Below are 17815 nucleotides of genomic sequence, written 5' to 3' on the forward strand. Positions count from 1 at the left end.
TCGTTAACAGAACATTGGTGTGTCATTTCGGCGCAATCAAAACTTATAGGTGAGGCTGAAATAGTGACCGAGACCGGTGGTACGCCCTGCTCCGCCGTGGTTTTCCATCAATGCCATGTTACGGAAATACTTCAGGCCATAACCGACTGCATAATGCTCTGAATGCCAGTAGATACCGTTATACCATTCAATTGCGTTATTGCTGTATAACGGTTGATTAGCAATCTTATTCGCGGCGAACTGGTAGTCAAAGTACCCCTGATAGTTCAGATAACTGCCGTTGGCAAAGGTATAGAATGGCGTCGACCAGTTAGTCGAGAACATATAGCCATCCCACTTTCCTTCGTTATCCGCGCCGTAGTTTTCACGAACATAGTGCGCATAGATGTTCATTCCCACCAGACCAAACCACGGGACCTTCACATCTGTACCCAGGCCAACGTAATGTTCAAATAATTCCCGGTCGCCAATGTTATTTACCGTTGCAATATAGAATTCGTTAAACGGCCCAACGGATAAATCTTTATTAAAAATGGCGTCCAGGGAAAAACGCGGAGATATCTTGGCAAAGAAGTTATCCCCCCCATGACGATCGTCCTGTTCGCGATCCAAAATATCAAAGAAATCCACATAACCGTACAGATCGATAATGCCAGAGCGTGCACCAAACTCCAGTTCCAGATAGGTGTCATTGCGAATACCATATGGCACTTTCGCGTCCACACTTTGCATTAAGTTCATCTGCATCCAGTTAAAATCATTTTTACGGATGTTGCCATCAGTATAGTCAGCTGCGAATGCTTGCATACAGCTCATTGTCACTACTGCACCCAGGATTGTTTTTTTAATCATTAACTTATTGTTCTTCAGCATTTTTCAATTCCTTTGAGTAAGGTTGAGTATCGCCCCACCATATAAATAGTGTGGCGACTGGCTATTTAATTAAAGAGGTAAGTGTTATTAGTGCTTTTAATTACGCTTGAGTTTTAATGTCACCATCAACATGACAAAGATAATTAAATACAACACCGGTATTGCGTACATAATTTTCTGCAATCCCATTGTTTTTTCCATGAGCGCGCTGATCGCCGGACTAAACATGGCCCCGGCACTGCCGCTAATTAAAATATAAGAAACGTTCTGACTGCTCGCGCGCTTCACGAAAGAAACACCGTAGGCAATAAATGAGTTATACAGTGCAGCACAGACAAACCCGTAACTGTAGGCCAGATAATCAAGCCCGGAGATATTATCCTTCGTTACGATAATTGTGGTAATAATGCTAGCCAGCAAAATAATACTTAGCAGAAAATAATGTATCTTCACCCGAGAAACAATGACGGTTGATACTAATGCCCCGACCAGTGCAGCGCCCCAGTATTGCGTAATAATATTTCCTGCTTCTTCAAAGGGAATGCCAAATTTGTTCTTCACAAATAATGGTGCCCAGGTCAGGAAGGTGTACAGCGCCAGCATACCTAAGAACAGGCCAATGCCTCCGCTGATGATCCCTGGATTCCACTCCGATTTTACCTTGTCTGTCCGATCTGCCGTGGGAGCCGCCTCGCAGGCAGTAAAGCGGGTGAGCGCTACAACACCCAGCGTAAGTAAGGCCACCATACCTACGCTCAGATAGCTGTAACTCCACGACATATTGTGCGTCAGGGCGAAGGTTGTGATCAGCGGAAAAACCACGCCCGCGACGTTAAAGGTGGCGTCCTGCACCACCAGCATTGTACTTTGAATGCGATCCTGCCAAACCGAAACCACGATCGTTCCCGCCACGCACAAACCGATCCCGCCGCAAAAACCCACCAGGGTCATGGCGACCATCACCGGCCATAAGCCTGGGCTTAAATGCATTGCCAGAGCGCAAAGGAACACTATCGAATAGATAATGAGCGTCATACGCTTCACACCGATTTTCTCAATCAGGAAAAAGGCGGCGATGGTGCCGGCTAATGCTCCACCATTGAGCAACGAAAATATCGAAGCAACGGTATTCACATCGGCACCGTAGCGTAGTGCAATCGGTTCAATCAGCATGCCAAACTGACTGGCAAACCCTGCCATAATAAAATTTGCCAGAAAACTAATCAGCGTAAGTGCTATTTTATTCTTCATATAATGCCATCTCTGATTGGTTCAATTAAAAGCCGGAACTAAGCGGTAACAGCCGTATTTAGCGCCAGCTCAATCATGTTGTTAAAGGTCAATTGTCGTTCTTCTGCGGTTGTTTCTTCACCGGTCAGACAATGATCGGAGACAGTTAAAATAGCCAGCGCTTCAATATTAAACTGATGCGCTAAAGCGTATAAGCCTGCTACTTCCATATCTACACCCAGCACACCGAATTTTTCCAATGCCGGTATTAAATTTTCGTCAGGATCGTAATAAAGATCGCCGCTGAAAACATTGCCGACTTTAATATCGATACCGGCCTTCTGTGCCAACGTCCACGCCTGCTGCAATAATGGGAAATAGGCGGATGTTGCCATCGCATAGCCTGCGCTACGTTTTAAATTTGTGACTGAATCCGTACCGGCGGCGACGGCCAGGATAATATCGCGCATTTTGACATGATGTTGTGTTGCCCCTAAACTGCCGACGCGAATAATTCTTTGCACACCAAAATCATGTACCAGTTCATGGGCATAAAGCGTCATTGAAGGAATGCCCATTCCATGTCCCATCACCGAAACAGGTTGCCCAAAATATAAACCGGTATAACCCAGCATATTACGTACATTGGTGACTTCGCGGTAATCCATTAGATAATTTTCGGCAATAAATTTAGCGCGGAGCGGATCGCCCGGCATAATAACGGTTGGCGCGAAATCACCTGGCCTGGCATTAATATGTGCAGTCATAACAATTCCTGAATTATGGGTATTGAAGATATGCAGGGATTGTAACCAGACGTTTGTGAGGTGATTGAGGACAAAAGTCCTGCTCAGAGGATCGGCCTCTCATTTTTGAGAGTTAGTGTTGTAGTGCCCCCGCAATACAGGCTGGGGACACGTCAGAGATTGTCAGGGCTTGTCGACCCTTCCGAACAGTAACATGGTGTAATGGGTGTTTATTTTACCGCTGCGCTTACCGTCGGTGCCGAAATAGCGGTCATCCCGACACAAACGTTCGTTGGTGTCACAAAACAGGCCACCGCGGAATGTAAAAGCCGAGGTATCGAACTGTCCGGCAGTTGCCAGTTTTTCGGCCTGCTGCTTGCCAAGATATTTCGTGGTCAACGCCACCGACAAACCGTGTTCATCGGCACAGATGGTTTTATCGCACAATACGCCCGGCGCTGGACTGTTTAGCCCAGTCGTTGCTGCGTACGCCGACAATGACAGAATGCTTAGCGCCAGCAAGGTGCCAACTTTTATCATCATAATCTCCTTATATCAGCTGACTTGCGCCAAAAGTATAAAGCAAAAAGCGGGGGCTTTCGGCAACCTATTCTTACAGATGACGTGGCTGTGGCATTTACAGCCCCTTAATCATCCCCAAATGACTCTGCTTACTGCGCTGACTGGCGTCAACATGTCGATCTGGTTTTACATCAATGTTAAACTCCCTTTCTTCCTGTTAAGCGTTTTTAATCATGATAAAACTACTTTCTCGCTACATTTCCGTCGGAATCGTAAACACGGCATTGCATTGGGCCGTGTTCGGCATCATGGTGTACATCATGAAAAATGACCAAGCTGTGAGCAATGTAGTGGCATTCTTATGCGCAGTAACATTTTCATTTTTTGCTAATGCAAAATTCACCTTCAATGCAAAAGCCACCAGCAGAGGATACATACTGTTTGTTGGTTTTATGGGGTTGTTGAGTTTCATCTCCGGTCAGATTTCCGATCGCTTTAACATTTCCCCACTCATAACGCTGATTGAGTTCTCCTCAATCAGCTTAGTATGTGGGTTTGTATACTCTAAATTTGTTGTTTTTAGGGATCCGAAATGAAAATTTCTCTGATAGTGCCAGTCTTCAATGAAGAAGATACAATACCTATTTTCTACAAGACGGTGCGAGGATACGAAGAACTAAAAAAGTACGATGTTGAAATTGTGTTTATCAACGACGGTAGCAAAGATGCTACAGAATCAATTATTAATGCCCTTGCCTTATCTGATTCGCTCGTTGTTCCCGTTTCATTCACACGTAATTTTGGAAAAGAAGCCGCCATATTTGCAGGCCTGGAATGTTCCACTGGCGAAGCCGTTATCCCAATCGATGTCGACCTACAGGATCCAATTGAAACAATTCCATTGATGATAAATAAATGGTTATCGGGTGCAGATATTGTACTGGCAAAGCGTGCGGACCGTTCTACAGATGGCAAACTTAAGCGAAAAACCGCTGAATGGTTCTATAAATTGCACAATAAAATAAGCGACCCGAAGATCGAAGAGAACGTTGGTGACTTCAGACTCATGTCCCGCGATGTCGTAGAAAATATCAAACTCATGCCGGAACGTAATCTCTTTATGAAAGGTGTTCTTAGCTGGGTGGGAGGTCGTACTGACGTAGTGGAGTACACTCGAGCAGGCCGCATAGCCGGTAAATCAAAGTTTAATGGCTGGAAATTGTGGAATCTCGCACTCGAAGGTATTACCAGTTTTTCAACGTTCCCACTCCGAATTTGGACTTACATTGGTTTTTTTGTCGCCACTTTATCCTTCTTATTCGGCGCATGGATGATTATAGACAAAATATTTTGGGGCAATCCGGTAGCGGGATATCCATCTATTATTGTTTCAATTCTTTTCCTGGGCGGTATTCAGTTAATTGGAATCGGTGTACTCGGGGAGTACATAGGTAGAATATATATTGAAACCAAACAAAGACCGCGCTACATAGTTAAAAAACAAGATGGGATTTAACATGTTTTCTAAATTCGATAAAAAATTATTTTTTATTTATTCAGGACTGGCTCTCCTATTTATTTACCCTCTAATTCAAGCTGGAATATATTATAGAGATGATTTAGACAGATCGATCACTGGAAACTACGGCTGGCGAGGTTTAGGTCGACCTTTTGCGGATGTTATAGCAAGAATTTTTTCTGCAAGTGGCCACTACAATCTAGATTTATTTCCTTATACCATGATCGCGTCCTGCATTCTCTTAGGAGCATCTTCACTTGCACTTAGTAAACATTTGATTAAATCAGATGTACCTAACGCTAAAATAGTTGCCGCACTTTTAATATTCAATCCATTTATCCTGCAAAATATCGCTTATAGATACGATAGCCTGGGAATGTCTATTTCCTTTTTCGTGGCTGTAGTGGCATATACATACCAAAATAAAAACTTGACGCTAGAGATAGCAATAAAGTTGATAGCGGGTGTATTATCCTTAACATTGTATCAACCGTGTGCAAATATTTTCATCGGTTTGCTGGCTGTTGACGTAATAATTATCGCAATAAAAAAACAGACACATATCAAAGAATCGGTAATATTTTTATTTAAAAAAACAATTTTATTTATCTCATTTTATCTTATCTACATGATTTTCTTCTCTCCAAAACACAACTCGCGCTCAGCGTTAATATCTTTGGATAAGGGAGGATTTGAGCACCTAATCGGAACATTAACCTCTTTAAAAGCAATAACCCTTTCATATTTTTACCACCCCGTTTACATTTACTTTGCTATTCCGATACTAATTAGCCTGGTGTTTATGCTCATTTCTTATCGCACAAACATAGGGAGTATAGTATCCTTTATTTTGTATAGTGGATTGTCTTTTTTAATATTCATTATATCTCTTATGGGGCCAACTATATTACTTCAGGATGCACCGGTACTCCCCCGTACCTTAGTATCATTTTCAGTCATATTGGTTATAATTGCTATACCCATTATGCATTTTGCTGCACGCTTTAAATATGCAGCATTGATACCGGTTATTGCTTCACTTGCTTTTAGTGCTCAACTAAGCAACACAATGAAATCACAACAAGAATACGAAGATTTTGTTTTTAACATGATTGCGCAAGATATTGCCAATCATAAAAACATCGTATCTATTGGTACTGTAGGTCAATTAAATATAAATGAAAGAGCAAAGCTAATAGTAGAGAGCAAACCGCTCATAGGTTACTTCGTTTTCCCAGCCACTGAATTCTTAGCGTCCTTTCAATTGATAAATAAAGGATTAACACAAACACGACATGGTTATACTGATGTGAATGAAAGCAAAAATCAATTTGCAGATATGATTAACAAAGGAATTAAACCTGTATCATCTAATGAATATTATTCATTATTCATCTCAGATAACACCGCTATCGTCTACTTAGGTAAATTTAACAATTAACGATTACAAGCCCTCACACCTAAATGTGGAGGGCTTTATTTTTGAAGAAGTTTCTACACCAGTCATTTCAAGTGATATCAGGGATTACCATAGCTCACTCAGACTGGGCTGGAGAATATGATGGCTGCTTACGTTATTCAGTTTACTTGCCAAATATAGAGCATGTAATGCGCTTCGGCACCACCGACATTCACGACACCCTGTTTTAAATCTTTCTCAAAAGCAAAAAGGGGTTACCTTTCGGTAACCCCTTTTCATGTTTGGCGGAAGCGTAGAGATTCGAACTCTAGAACCCTTTCGGGTCGCCGGTTTTCAAGACCGGTGCCTTCAACCGCTCGGCCACGCTTCCAATGAGGCGCACTATAAACATCCCGAACGGACCTGTAAAGCACCAATGTGTTCGTTTGCCTGAAAAATAGCCAAAATGTTGTTAATCGACTGAAATAACAACAGATTGACCATTTATTCAGCACGAATACCAGCTATAGCACTTAATGTTTTTTGATGTACATATCTTTGGTGTAGTAATTTCCCCGGTTATCCGGCGCAAATCCCCCCACCCACGGCTTCACCAGATGCGTGCGGACATAGTGGTAAACCGGAATCGCGGGCACATCCTCACCTAAAAGGTCTTCAGCCTGCTGATAGTATTTGCCGCGTTCTTCCAGTGAACTTGCTTTCGCCGCATTACGCATCGCTTCATCAAAGGCGGGGTTACTGTACTTGGTGGTGTTCTCGCTATCACCGGTCCGGAAGATATTGAGGAAACTTGAGGCATCATCATAGTCGGCTATCCACGCATAGCGCACGACGTCAAAATTACCGGTGTGCATAGTGTCCAGCATGGTTTTCCATTCTTGGTTTTGCAGCTTCGCCTCGACGCCAAGGTTTTTCTTCCACATCGACGATGCGGCAATCGCAATACGCTGGTGCGTTTCGAAAGTGTTGTAGAGCAGATTTAAGCTAAGCGGATGCTCAGGACCAAAACCGGCTTCAGCCAGCAGTTTTTTGGCTTCAGCAATACGTTTTTCGAGCGGCCATGACGCATACTCCGGCGCATGCAGTTTCACCCCACCTATTTCCGGCTGGCTGATAACCCACGCTGCTCGCTGCCCCTGCCCCATCACCTTTTGCGCAATGATGTCTTTATCCAACGCCATATTCAGCGCCCGGCGCACGCGCGGATCATTAAACGGCGCGCGGGTTGTATTGAACTGATAGTAATACGTTGAAAGCTGAGGCGAGACATGCAGTTCATCCCCCATTGTTTCTTTCAGTTGCGCGAACTGGTTAACCGGTACGCTATACACAATGTCGATTTCACCGGCCTTATAGCGATTTACGTCAGCCGACTCTGAGCTAATAGGCAAATAAGTAACTTTATTAATAACCGTATGCCGATCGTCCCAGTAATGTGGGTTACGCTCGGCAACGATGCGCTCATTAACCACCCACTGCGATAATTTGTACGGCCCGCTGCTGACAAAATGCTCTGGCCGGGTCCACTTATCGCCAAAACGACCTATCAACACTTTATCCAGCGGGACCAGAGATGGATGCGCCAGCATCGCCAGAAACGCCGCCGTCGGTTGCGTCAGGGTAATTTCCAGCGTGGTATCATCCAGGGCTTTGACTCCCAGCGTAGCGGGATCTTTTTTCCCCTGGGCAATATCAACCGCGTTCGCAACGTGCATGTTGCCCAGATACGAAGCATAAGGTGAAGCCGTTTGCGGCGAAACCAGACGCTGCCAGCTCCAGACGACATCCTGTGCGGTAATAGCAGATCCATCTGACCAGGTTATGCCCGGGCGTAAATGGAAGGTCCAGACAGCGTTGCCTTTATTCTCCCAGGACGCGGCTAGACGGGGTTCGATAGACCCATCCTGCTTGACAGCCACCAGACCGTCGAACATATCGCTGATTAAATTAAACTCAACGTTGCTTTCAACTTTATGCGGATCCAGCGATGCCGGCTCACTGCCGTTGTTTCTGACCAGTTCCTGTTTTTCTGCCAGTAGTGTTCCTGCGGGAACATTTGCCGCTCTCGCCGCGCCGTTTATAGACATCAAACAGACAGCCAACAGCGTAAACGTCAATATCTTCGATTTATGTTGAATCATTCCCTTTACCTTATTGCTCTGTTTTATGTAGACACCGCTGTCACTGTCAAAGAGATTCAGGAATAACGCAATATTTTTCAGTTACCTGGTAGATAGCGATCTGACATTTTTGCACATACAGTGCTAACATCTAATACGGGAACTTTTGTTGAAATAATATGCTTAAGTCTGGCGGGCTAAAATGCGTAAAGATGGGTAAAACCGCTGTGTCATTCCCCTTGATTTCATTATCCTCCATCATTAATTACATCTGTCATAAGAGAGTGACTCATGGATCGTATTATTAGTTCTTCGCGCGAGCGTACATCGCTACTCAGCACGCATAAGGTGCTGCGCAATACCTATTTCCTGCTCAGCCTGACGCTGGCGTTTTCAGCGATCACTGCGACCGCCAGTACCGTACTGATGTTACCTTCTCCGGGACTTATCCTGACGCTGGTGGGTATGTATGGCCTGATGTTCCTGACTTACAAAACGGCAGATAAACCGGTTGGTATTTTGTCAGCGTTCGCTTTCACTGGCTTCCTGGGCTACATCTTGGGACCGATGCTGAATACATACCTGTCCGCAGGCATGGGTGATGTTATCGCCATGGCGCTGGGCGGTACGGCGCTGGTCTTCTTCAGCTGCTCGGCCTATGTGCTGACCACGCGTAAAGATATGTCCTTCCTCGGCGGTATGCTGATGGCGGGTGTTGTAGTGGTGTTGATTGGTATGGTTGCCAATATCTTCCTGCAACTGCCAGCATTACATCTGGCAATCAGCGCGGTGTTCATTCTGATTTCTTCAGGCGCAATCCTGTTTGAAACCAGCAATATCATCCGCGGCGGTGAAACCAACTATATTCGTGCCACCGTTAGCCTGTATGTTTCGCTGTACAACATCTTCGTCAGCCTGCTGAGTATTCTGGGCTTCGCCAGCCGCGATTAAGATGTCCACACGCATTATCCAGCCCCGCTTATGCGGGGCTTTCTTTTTTGGTAAACTGCCGCCAGTTTGACTAACGCAGTGACGAATTATGTTGATCTTTGAAGGTAAAGAAATCAGTACCGATAGCGAAGGCTATCTGAAAGATACCACGCTGTGGAGCGAGGCGCTGGCGGAGAGAATCGCCGAAAACGAAGGCATTACGCTCTCCGCGGAACACTGGGAAGTGGTGCGTTTTGTCCGCGAGTTTTATCTGGAGTTTAATACCTCCCCCGCTATCCGCATGCTGGTAAAAGCGATGGCCAACAAGTTTGGCGAAGAGAAAGGCAACAGCCGTTATCTCTACCGCCTGTTCCCGAAAGGTCCGGCCAAGCAGGCAACTAAAATTGCCGGCCTGCCGAAACCGGTGAAATGTATTTAATAGCGGATACTAAATCCCTTTAGCTCGTCGCCAGGACGATGTGGTTCACTAAGAACCCGGTCAACCCTGGCGCTGCTCGGCCCCCCGGCTTTCAACCACTTCATCAGTTGTTCAACCCGGTCGCTTTCACCGCAGGCGACAACCTCTACGCTGCCGTCATCCATATTCTTCGCGTAGCCGGTCAACCCCAGCCGTTGTGCTTCATGCTGGGTGGTGTAGCGAAATCCTACCCCCTGAACCCGGCCATAGACCCAGGCGATTATGCAGACTTTCGACATTGCGGTTCTCCTTATTAACGTAAATGAAGGAACAGGTACCGAGGCCTCATCGCACCTGTTTCGGCAGACATCCGTAATGCTGGCGAAATCTTGCAGTAAATCGTGAACCTGACAGATAGCCACAGCGTAACGCAATTTCGCCAATCGGCAGCGTGGTCGACTGTAGTTGAGAGAGCGCACAGGACATTCGCACCTCCTCGACTATCTGCCGGTAACTCTGCGATTCCATCTGTAATCGTCTGCGTAACGTCGAGGTACCGATAGACAGGCGACCAGCAATCTCCTGAGCTGTCCATAGCTTAGCAGGGGATAACATAATTAGTTGCCGCACCTGTTCAGTAAGATTAAACCGTCGCTCGATAAGCAGAGGCCCTGCCATACCATCATGCAGTAGCGCCAGCAATAATCCCATCGCCTGATGCTCCTGCAATTTTGCAGGTAAGTCCTGGCGTACTGCATCCAGCAGGCTTTCCCACATAAAAACCAGTCCGTTGCTCATTGGCGTACATAGCGACGTCAATTTTGCCGGAGGGAAATCCTCGACCCAGTTATTTTTAAACGCGGTAATGATGCTCGTCGATAGCAACAACAAATCCGAGCGAAATGCTCCCTGTTCCGGCTGATTAATAATCTCCAGAGGCGTATTCGCCGGGATGATAATCAGCTCACCCGGTCCTGCAACCAGACGATTTTCATCCTGAATAATGACCTTACTTCCCTGCGTAATATGGCAAATAGCAGCAGAAAACAGTTTAACCCGATGCAAGTGGTGCAGATGGCCGGAACGCACCTCAGCGGTGGTAAGGTTGTTATGGCGAAAATGTACATCCTGCACCAGAGTATCCTCTTTATTTTCTTGCGTAAGTGGCGGTTAATTCAGCTTTAGCAATCACGTGGCTGTTCAGCATAAAACCGACTAGGGCACCGCTGGCGTTACTGTCAATTGGCAACTCGTCTGTATTTAACGCCCACACGGTAAACTGATAGCGATGAGGTTTATCGCCCGGCGGTGGACAGGCGCCACCGAATCCAGCATAACCGAAATCATTGCGTCCCTGAACTGCTCCAGCGGGTAACTTATCCATGCTGGCCCCGCCAGGAAGAGTGTGGATCTGAGCAGGAATATTTACGACGGTCCAGTGCCACCAGCCGCTTCCCGTTGGCGCATCAGGATCAAACAGCGTAATGGCAAAACTTTTGGCATCAACTGGCGGATTTTGCCAGCTCAGTTGCGGGGAGATATTGTCGCCACTGCAGCCAAATCCCTTAAACACCTGTTTTTGCGTTAACTTCAGGTTAGCGGGTATGTCGGTGCTGTTGAGGCGAAACGTCGAGGCGGCAGAGGTATTAAAACTCAACGCAACAATGGCAGCGGTAGCCAGAAAGTAGACAGCTTTCATTGCATTTCCTTTTTCTGATTAAGAAATAGCAATGTAAACGGTGGGCATAAAAGAAACTGTGCCTCTGTGATTGAGTTTTGTGCCGAAACGCTCAACGCCATACCCTGATGATTGACCTCACCATCTGTGCTACTCTACGCGCCATTTTATTTTAATGGTTTCAGGTTGGTACTTTACTCCAGCCCGCGTCACTGTTTGTGAGAGGTTGCTCCGCATGACTGAATCTACAATTCCACATTATCCTCGTTTAGTGTTAGCCAAAGGGCGCGAAAAATCATTACTGCGCCGCCATCCGTGGGTATTTTCCGGTGCTGTCGCACGTATGGAAGGTAAAGCCAACCTCGGTGAAACCATCGATATTGTTGACCATCAGGGTAAATGGTTAGCACGCGGCGCGTACTCACCCGCGTCGCAGCTCCGTGCACGCGTCTGGACTTTCGACAAGTCTGAGTCCATCGATATTGATTTTTTCACCCGTCGTCTACAACAAGCGCAAACATGGCGTGACTGGCTGGCGAAAAAAGACGGTCTGGACAGTTACCGTCTGATCGCCGGAGAATCCGATGGCCTGCCGGGCATCACCATTGACCGCTTCGGCAACTTCCTGGTGTTGCAGTTGCTCAGTGCGGGGGCTGAATACCAACGCGCCGCGCTGATTAGCGCTCTGCAAATTGTTTTCCCGGACTGCGCCATTTATGACCGTAGCGATGTGGCCGTACGTAAAAAAGAAGGTATGGAGCTGACTCAAGGGCCAGTAACGGGTGAGCTTCCGCCAGCCCTGCTGCCAATTGAAGAGCACGGAATGAAGCTGCTGGTTGATATTCAGCATGGTCACAAAACCGGCTATTACCTCGATCAACGCGACAGCCGCCTGGCCACGCGTCGTTATGTGGAAAATCAGCGTGTACTGAACTGTTTCTCTTATACCGGCGGCTTTGCGGTCTCAGCATTAATGGGCGGATGCCGTCAGGTCGTCAGCGTTGACACCTCTCAGGAAGCGCTCGATATTGCCCGCCAGAACGTGGAACTGAACAAGCTGGATCTGAGCAAAGCTGAGTTCGTGCGTGATGATGTGTTCAAACTTCTGCGTGCTTATCGCGATCGTGGTGAGAAATTCGACGTCATCGTGATGGATCCGCCGAAATTTGTCGAAAACAAAAGCCAGTTGATGGGTGCCTGCCGCGGCTATAAGGACATCAATATGCTGGCTATTCAGTTGCTCAATCCGGGCGGTGTGCTGCTGACTTTCTCCTGCTCTGGGCTAATGACCACCGATTTATTTCAGAAAATCATCGCTGATGCCGCAATAGATGCTGGTCGTGATGTACAATTTATAGAGCAGTTCCGTCAGGCCGCCGATCACCCGGTGATCGCTACCTACCCGGAAGGGCTGTATCTGAAAGGGTTTGCCTGTCGCATCATGTAACTTGAAAAGTGGAATATTACCCTTACATAAAGGGTATCTATTTCCCGGGAGGTGACTATGATTGCCAGCAAATTCGGTATCGGCCAGCAGGTCCGCCATTCCCTGTTAGGTTACCTCGGAGTGGTCGTGGATATCGACCCGGAATATTCGCTTGATCAACCGTCAGCCGATGAGTTGGCGGTTAACGACGAACTTCGCGCCGCTCCCTGGTATCACGTGGTGATGGAAGACGATAATGGTCTGCCAGTGCATACGTATCTGGCCGAAGCACAGCTGAGTAGTGAGCTACAGGAAGAACATCCGGAACAACCGTCGATGGATGAACTGGCGCGAACAATTCGAAAACAGCTTCAGGCCCCGCGCCTGCGCAATTGATGCTAACACAGGCCCGATGGCGATTCGCTAATCGGGCCTGTGCGTTTTGTTCGGCTACAGATCAGCCTTACTTCGCTAGTCCCAACCGCGGGATCTCAATCGCCGGGCAGCGATCCATCACCACCGTCATCCCTGCATCGCGAGCCAGCACGGCTGCCTGCTCGTTAATCACGCCGAGCTGCATCCATAGCGTCTTCGCTCCGATGGCAATTGCCTCCTGAGCAACACCCCACGCCGCTTCAGAATTACGGAAGACATCTACCATATCCACTTTCTCTGGTACATCTGCCAGCGTCGCATAACCCTGCTGCCCCAGCAGCGTTTTTCCGGCAACCTTCGGTGAAACAGGAATAACGTGATAGCCCTGATCGAGTAAATATTTCATCACCCGATAGCTTGGACGATCGGGTTTATCGCTTGCCCCCACCAGCGCAATCGTACGGGTCGTTGTCAAAATGCCAGCAATATCGGTCTCTTTCATCGTTTTCCTCCAGGCTGTTTAGCAAAGTGTACGACAAACCTGACTTTGCAACCATTCATCCCATACTGGCGCATGAGAGCTAAACTCAAAAATATGTCTATATGTTAGTAAACATGATTATCGAAAAATTTAGATACATCTTATAGAGATATTTTCTGGACAGGAGAAACCTATGAAAGCCGGCATTGTGACAGCCTTGATTGCCCTATGTTTGCCGGCAACCGTTTTTGCTACCTCTTTACGTCTGTCCAATGATATTGACCTTCTGGTACTGGACGGAAAAAAAGTCTCCAGCTCATTACTGCGTGGTGCCGACAGTATTGAGCTGGAAAATGGTCGGCACCAGCTCGTGTTTCGCGTAGAAAAAACCATTCGCCTGTCCAGCCACGAAGAACGTCTGTATATTTCGCCTCCGTTGGTCATCAGCTTTGATACCCAGCTCGTCAGTCAGGTTAATTTCCACCTCCCACGCCTGAGCAACGAGCGGGATGCAACGCATTTTGATGATGCCCCGCGCGTAGAACTGCTGGATGGGGACTCCATGCCTATACCGGTTAAGCTGGATATTCTGTCAATCACGTCCACCGCAAAAATCGTAGATTATGAAATGGAAACAGAGCGCTATAACAAAGCGGCTAAGCATGCTTCTTTACCACAATTTGCCACGATGATGGCCGATGACAGTTCGCTGCTTTCCGGGGTGTCTGAACTGGATCGCGTGCCGCCTCAGTCGCAAACACTGACCGAGCAGCGCTTAAAATATTGGTTTCAACAGGCTGACGCACAAACGCGAAGTAACTTCTTACAATGGGCGGAGAAACAACCCCCATCGTGACATTTATGTTCGTATACGCATTTTTTTTGTCTTTCTCTTGCAGCGTCAAGTGCTTCCAGTACTCTGTAACAAGGTTAACTTGGGAGCTGTACTATGGAATTAACGACTCGCACATTGCCAGCGCAGAAACATATTGCGTTGGTCGCACACGATCACTGCAAAAAGATGTTGATGAGCTGGGTTGAACGCCACCAGCCATTACTGGAAAAACACGTTCTGTATGCAACAGGAACAACAGGAAACTTAATTCAACGCGCGACAGGAATGGACGTCAACGCCATGCTGAGCGGCCCAATGGGGGGTGACCAGCAGGTGGGTGCGCTGATTTCAGAAGGGAAAATTGATGTGCTGATTTTCTTCTGGGATCCGCTCAACGCCGTTCCCCACGATCCTGATGTCAAAGCCCTGCTACGCCTGGCCACGGTCTGGAACATTCCAGTCGCCACCAACGTGTCAACGGCTGATTTTATTATCCAGTCGCCAAACTTCAACGACGCAACAGATATCTTGATCCCGGATTACGCCCGTTATCTTGCAGAACGCCTCAAATAAACGCTAAGCAGGCGGCAACTGCCGCCTGCTTTTCAGGGTTTCCGGGTCACCGGAACGTCTAATTGCTTAAGCTCATCAACAAAGCATGATGGCGCGTCTTTGCTAAACAATAGCCATACCCGATGCCGCGCACGCGTTAGCGCCACATACAGCAACCGTCTCTCTTCTGCATCAGGAAAATCTTCAACAGCCGGGAGTAACGCCTCCTCCATAATCGACTCACGGGCCGGAGCCGGGAAACCGTCATTCCCTTCATGAAGCCCCATAACAATGACGTAATCCGCCTGCTGCCCTTTGCTGGCATGAATAGTCATAAAATCCAACTGCAGCTTGGGCCAGCGGGTGGCCGCTTTGTCCAGGCTGGCAGGTTTGAGATGATGGTATCGCGCCAGCACCAGAATTCTCTCTTCGGCTTTTACAAAACCCGACAGCTTATCCAGCAACAGATCTAACTGGCTTTCGTCGAGCAACGTGACGGCTTTTTTATCACCGGTCGCCAGACTGTTCAGCGGTTTTGGGAGCTGGTGTGGGTTTTGTTGGATAAACTGGTTTGCGACTTCACCAATACGGCTATTAAAACGGTAAGTCGTATCCAGATTACAGCTATCGCCCTCACCAAAATTTTGCTGGAATGCGGTTGTCAGAGAAAGCTGTGCTCCGCTGAACCGGTAAATGGCCTGCCAGTCATCTCCCACGGCAAACAGCGTGGTCTGCGAGTTTTGCTTACGCAAGGCGGCTAACAGGGCGGCGCGCTGAGGGGAAATATCCTGAAATTCATCGACCAGAATATGTTTCCACGGACTGATAAACCGCCCCTTCTCCAGAATGACAATAGCCTGATGGATCAACCCGGAGAAATCGACGGCATTCTCATCCTTCAGGGCACTCTTCCAGGCCTTGAGCAGCGGCGCCATTAGCTTTATGCGTTTACTGAACAGATCACGGATCTCCTCCGGAGCATTAGCAATCATCTCCGCCTGTGCTCCGCCATGCATACGCATCAAACTAACCCAGCGATCCAACCGGGAAGCCAGACGGCGCTGTAATTTTTCGTCATCCCAGAAGTTACCTTCGGGTACAGACCACTGCATTTCTTCTTCTAACCATTGTCGCCAACCTTTAGCCTGAGCCTTTTTCTCACTGCACTGCTGACGCCAGGTTGTTATAAAGAGTTTGTTGCGCGCGATAGCATCATTTTCAAGCTTGCTCACCGTTGGAACTTTTTTGCTGCCTTGCGAAATAATGTGCAACGCGAGTGAATGGAACGTCCGTGCGGTGACCGCATCCGTATGCAGACGCTCACGGATGCGGTCATCCATCTCCTGGGCGGCTTTGCGTCCAAACGCCAGCAACAGGATTTGTTCTGGTGCAGCTTCTCCTCGCGCAAGCAACCAACCAGCCCGGGCAACCAACACAGATGTTTTACCGCTTCCAGCACCTGCAAGTACCAACAATGATTGCTCACCATTCACCACCGCGCGCGCCTGAGCAGGGTTCAACGGCGAAGATTCAATATGCTGGAAAAACTCGGCATACTCTTCCAGCATTGCATCGGTGTACGCCTGATTGTGCTGTAAGCGGCAGGCTTCAATGTCTTTCAACCATGCCTGGCATTGACGTAACGCCTCCCGGCAATTTTCAAATTCCTCCAGCCGATTAACCGGGAGCGGTAACGCGGCAAAGGCACGGCGAATCTGCTGCTGCAGCCCTGACGTTTGTTCGCGCGTCAGCCATTTACTTTCACTAGTACGCGCCGCTATCGCATCCAACTGCTGCTGTAAAACCCCCGCAGCAACGTCACTCATTTCCTGGCTCCACTGTTGCCAGAGCGCATTCAAATGATGATGGAAGCGCTGGGTTTCCGCCCACTCTGTACCGTGAAGACGAACCACCTTCTCATCCGGGAGTACAAACTCCAGCTCGCCCCATACCAGGCCGCGTTTGCAATGAATAGCCAGTAACTGATTGAAGGGAATAAGATACTCGTGACGATCGCCGGAAACTTTAATCCCGGCATTGAGAATAACGGCCCGATCGTAAGGGTGTTGTGCCAGACGTTTTCCAAGAGAAGTTGCTTTCAGTTCCATAAGACTCAAGCGGATCCACACGAAGAGGTTTGCTTATCAGTGTAACCGCCAGAGAAAACGTGCTCCAGCCCAAAAAAACGTTACAATTGCCGAATTCACAGAAAACCAGAGTTAACCGAGGGTTTATGCGTACTGTTCTGAATATTTTAAATTTTGTGCTTGGGGGGTTCGCCACCACCCTGGCCTGGTTACTGGCAACGCTGGTCAGTGTCGTGCTTATTTTTACTTTACCCTTGACCCGTTCATGCTGGGAGATAACCCGACTTTCGCTGTTTCCCTATGGTAACGAAGCGATTCATGTCGATGAACTGAATCCGGCCGGTAAAAGCGTCCTGTTAAATACCGGCGGCACCGTGCTCAATATTTTCTGGCTGATTTTCTTCGGCTGGTGGTTGTGCCTGATGCACATTATCTCTGGTATTGCTCAGTGCATTACGATTATTGGTATTCCGGTTGGCATTGCAAACTTTAAAATCGCTGCCATTGCGCTCTGGCCGGTGGGTCGCCGGGTGGTTTCAGTAGAAGTTGCCCGTGCAGCGCGTGAAGCCAATGCACGTCGTCGTTTTGAATAATCAGGACCGA

General features: G+C 47.7%; 20 protein-coding genes and 1 tRNA gene. 10 read left to right on the plus strand and 11 right to left on the minus strand.

Annotation, left to right across the window (positions count from 1 at the left end; all coding sequences use genetic code 11):
- Positions 1-36: 36 nt before the first annotated feature.
- From LY264_RS15860 to LY264_RS15875, 4 genes are all read right to left on the minus strand, one after another.
- A complete protein-coding gene (locus LY264_RS15860) occupies positions 37-873 on the minus strand; it encodes a nucleoside-specific channel-forming Tsx family protein (RefSeq protein WP_032942924.1) in 837 nt (278 codons plus the stop codon).
- 96 nt (positions 874-969) lie between these two features.
- Positions 970-2124: an MFS transporter TsgA gene (gene tsgA, locus LY264_RS15865; RefSeq protein WP_048227008.1), complete on the minus strand. Its 1155-nt coding sequence runs from the start codon at positions 2122-2124 to the stop codon at positions 970-972.
- Between the two features lie 38 nt (positions 2125-2162).
- Complete coding sequence (gene deoD / locus LY264_RS15870; protein WP_048214493.1) at positions 2163-2870, minus strand: purine-nucleoside phosphorylase; 708 nt, start codon at positions 2868-2870, stop codon at positions 2163-2165.
- A gap of 162 nt (positions 2871-3032) precedes the next feature.
- On the minus strand, positions 3033-3392 hold the full coding sequence (locus tag LY264_RS15875; protein ID WP_122984036.1) for a YcgJ family protein: 360 nt from the start codon (positions 3390-3392) through the stop codon (positions 3033-3035).
- A gap of 212 nt (positions 3393-3604) precedes the next feature.
- Here LY264_RS15875 and LY264_RS15880 point away from each other — a divergent pair, with 212 nt between their 5' ends.
- Genes LY264_RS15880 through LY264_RS15890 form a run of 3 tightly spaced genes read left to right on the plus strand, consistent with a single transcriptional unit; the run spans position 3605 to position 6331 of the window.
- Positions 3605-3967 (plus strand): GtrA family protein, encoded by a 363-nt coding sequence (locus LY264_RS15880; protein ID WP_048214495.1) that lies wholly within the window; start codon positions 3605-3607, stop codon positions 3965-3967.
- Complete coding sequence (locus LY264_RS15885) at positions 3964-4887, plus strand: glycosyltransferase family 2 protein (protein ID WP_048214496.1); 924 nt, start codon at positions 3964-3966, stop codon at positions 4885-4887. The genes LY264_RS15880 and LY264_RS15885 overlap by 4 nt, the downstream gene beginning before the upstream one ends.
- A 1-nt stretch (position 4888) precedes the next feature.
- Complete coding sequence (locus tag LY264_RS15890; RefSeq protein WP_071692608.1) at positions 4889-6331, plus strand: glucosyltransferase domain-containing protein; 1443 nt, start codon at positions 4889-4891, stop codon at positions 6329-6331.
- A gap of 261 nt (positions 6332-6592) precedes the next feature.
- On the opposite strand, the gene LY264_RS15895 is transcribed toward LY264_RS15890, so the two are convergent.
- Together LY264_RS15895 and LY264_RS15900 are read right to left on the minus strand one after the other, a co-directional pair.
- Positions 6593-6680 (minus strand) — tRNA-Ser (locus LY264_RS15895).
- 142 nt (positions 6681-6822) lie between these two features.
- Positions 6823-8451, minus strand: a complete 1629-nt coding sequence (locus tag LY264_RS15900) for an ABC transporter substrate-binding protein (protein ID WP_048227012.1) — start codon at positions 8449-8451, stop codon at positions 6823-6825.
- A gap of 270 nt (positions 8452-8721) precedes the next feature.
- Between LY264_RS15900 and yccA the strand changes: the two genes are divergently transcribed.
- Positions 8722-9381, plus strand: coding sequence for an FtsH protease modulator YccA (yccA, locus tag LY264_RS15905; RefSeq protein WP_008784297.1), 660 nt, complete (start codon positions 8722-8724; stop codon positions 9379-9381).
- An 88-nt stretch (positions 9382-9469) separates the two neighbouring features.
- Positions 9470-9799, plus strand: a complete 330-nt coding sequence (gene tusE / locus LY264_RS15910; RefSeq protein ID WP_008784296.1) for a sulfurtransferase TusE — start codon at positions 9470-9472, stop codon at positions 9797-9799.
- Here tusE and yccX read toward each other — a convergent pair.
- From yccX to LY264_RS15925, 3 genes are read right to left on the minus strand one after another with little or no spacing between them, the layout of a single operon-like run.
- Positions 9796-10077, minus strand: a complete 282-nt coding sequence (gene yccX / locus LY264_RS15915; protein ID WP_020996508.1) for an acylphosphatase — start codon at positions 10075-10077, stop codon at positions 9796-9798. The genes tusE and yccX overlap by 4 nt on opposite strands.
- 46 nt (positions 10078-10123) lie before the next feature.
- A complete protein-coding gene (locus tag LY264_RS15920) occupies positions 10124-10912 on the minus strand; it encodes an AraC family transcriptional regulator (RefSeq protein WP_048227013.1) in 789 nt (262 codons plus the stop codon).
- 13 nt (positions 10913-10925) lie between these two features.
- Positions 10926-11477: a YbhB/YbcL family Raf kinase inhibitor-like protein gene (locus tag LY264_RS15925; protein WP_048227014.1), complete on the minus strand. Its 552-nt coding sequence runs from the start codon at positions 11475-11477 to the stop codon at positions 10926-10928.
- Between the two features lie 214 nt (positions 11478-11691).
- Between LY264_RS15925 and rlmI the strand changes: the two genes are divergently transcribed.
- Positions 11692-12903 (plus strand): 23S rRNA (cytosine(1962)-C(5))-methyltransferase RlmI, encoded by a 1212-nt coding sequence (rlmI, locus tag LY264_RS15930; protein WP_249457357.1) that lies wholly within the window; start codon positions 11692-11694, stop codon positions 12901-12903.
- 57 nt (positions 12904-12960) lie between these two features.
- Positions 12961-13278: a heat shock protein HspQ gene (hspQ, locus tag LY264_RS15935; RefSeq protein ID WP_003035905.1), complete on the plus strand. Its 318-nt coding sequence runs from the start codon at positions 12961-12963 to the stop codon at positions 13276-13278.
- A gap of 67 nt (positions 13279-13345) precedes the next feature.
- Here the strand turns inward: hspQ and LY264_RS15940 are convergent, their stop codons facing one another.
- A complete protein-coding gene (locus tag LY264_RS15940; RefSeq protein WP_032942909.1) occupies positions 13346-13759 on the minus strand; it encodes a CoA-binding protein in 414 nt (137 codons plus the stop codon).
- A 172-nt stretch (positions 13760-13931) separates the two neighbouring features.
- Here LY264_RS15940 and csgI point away from each other — a divergent pair, with 172 nt between their 5' ends.
- Positions 13932-14594: a curli synthesis inhibitor gene (csgI, locus tag LY264_RS15945; protein WP_008784291.1), complete on the plus strand. Its 663-nt coding sequence runs from the start codon at positions 13932-13934 to the stop codon at positions 14592-14594.
- A 93-nt stretch (positions 14595-14687) separates the two neighbouring features.
- Positions 14688-15146 (plus strand): methylglyoxal synthase, encoded by a 459-nt coding sequence (gene mgsA / locus LY264_RS15950; RefSeq protein WP_003035897.1) that lies wholly within the window; start codon positions 14688-14690, stop codon positions 15144-15146.
- A gap of 32 nt (positions 15147-15178) precedes the next feature.
- On the opposite strand, the gene helD is transcribed toward mgsA, so the two are convergent.
- Positions 15179-17233, minus strand: coding sequence for a DNA helicase IV (gene helD, locus LY264_RS15955; RefSeq protein ID WP_048227016.1), 2055 nt, complete (start codon positions 17231-17233; stop codon positions 15179-15181).
- A 125-nt stretch (positions 17234-17358) separates the two neighbouring features.
- Between helD and LY264_RS15960 the strand changes: the two genes are divergently transcribed.
- The gene (locus LY264_RS15960) at positions 17359-17805 is read left to right on the plus strand and encodes a YccF domain-containing protein (protein ID WP_003831998.1); all 447 of its coding nucleotides are present in this window, start codon (positions 17359-17361) and stop codon (positions 17803-17805) included.
- The last annotated feature ends 10 nt before the right edge of the window (positions 17806-17815 follow it).

It is taken from the genome of Citrobacter portucalensis (genome assembly GCF_023374935.1).
GTDB classification, from domain to species: domain Bacteria; phylum Pseudomonadota; class Gammaproteobacteria; order Enterobacterales; family Enterobacteriaceae; genus Citrobacter; species Citrobacter portucalensis.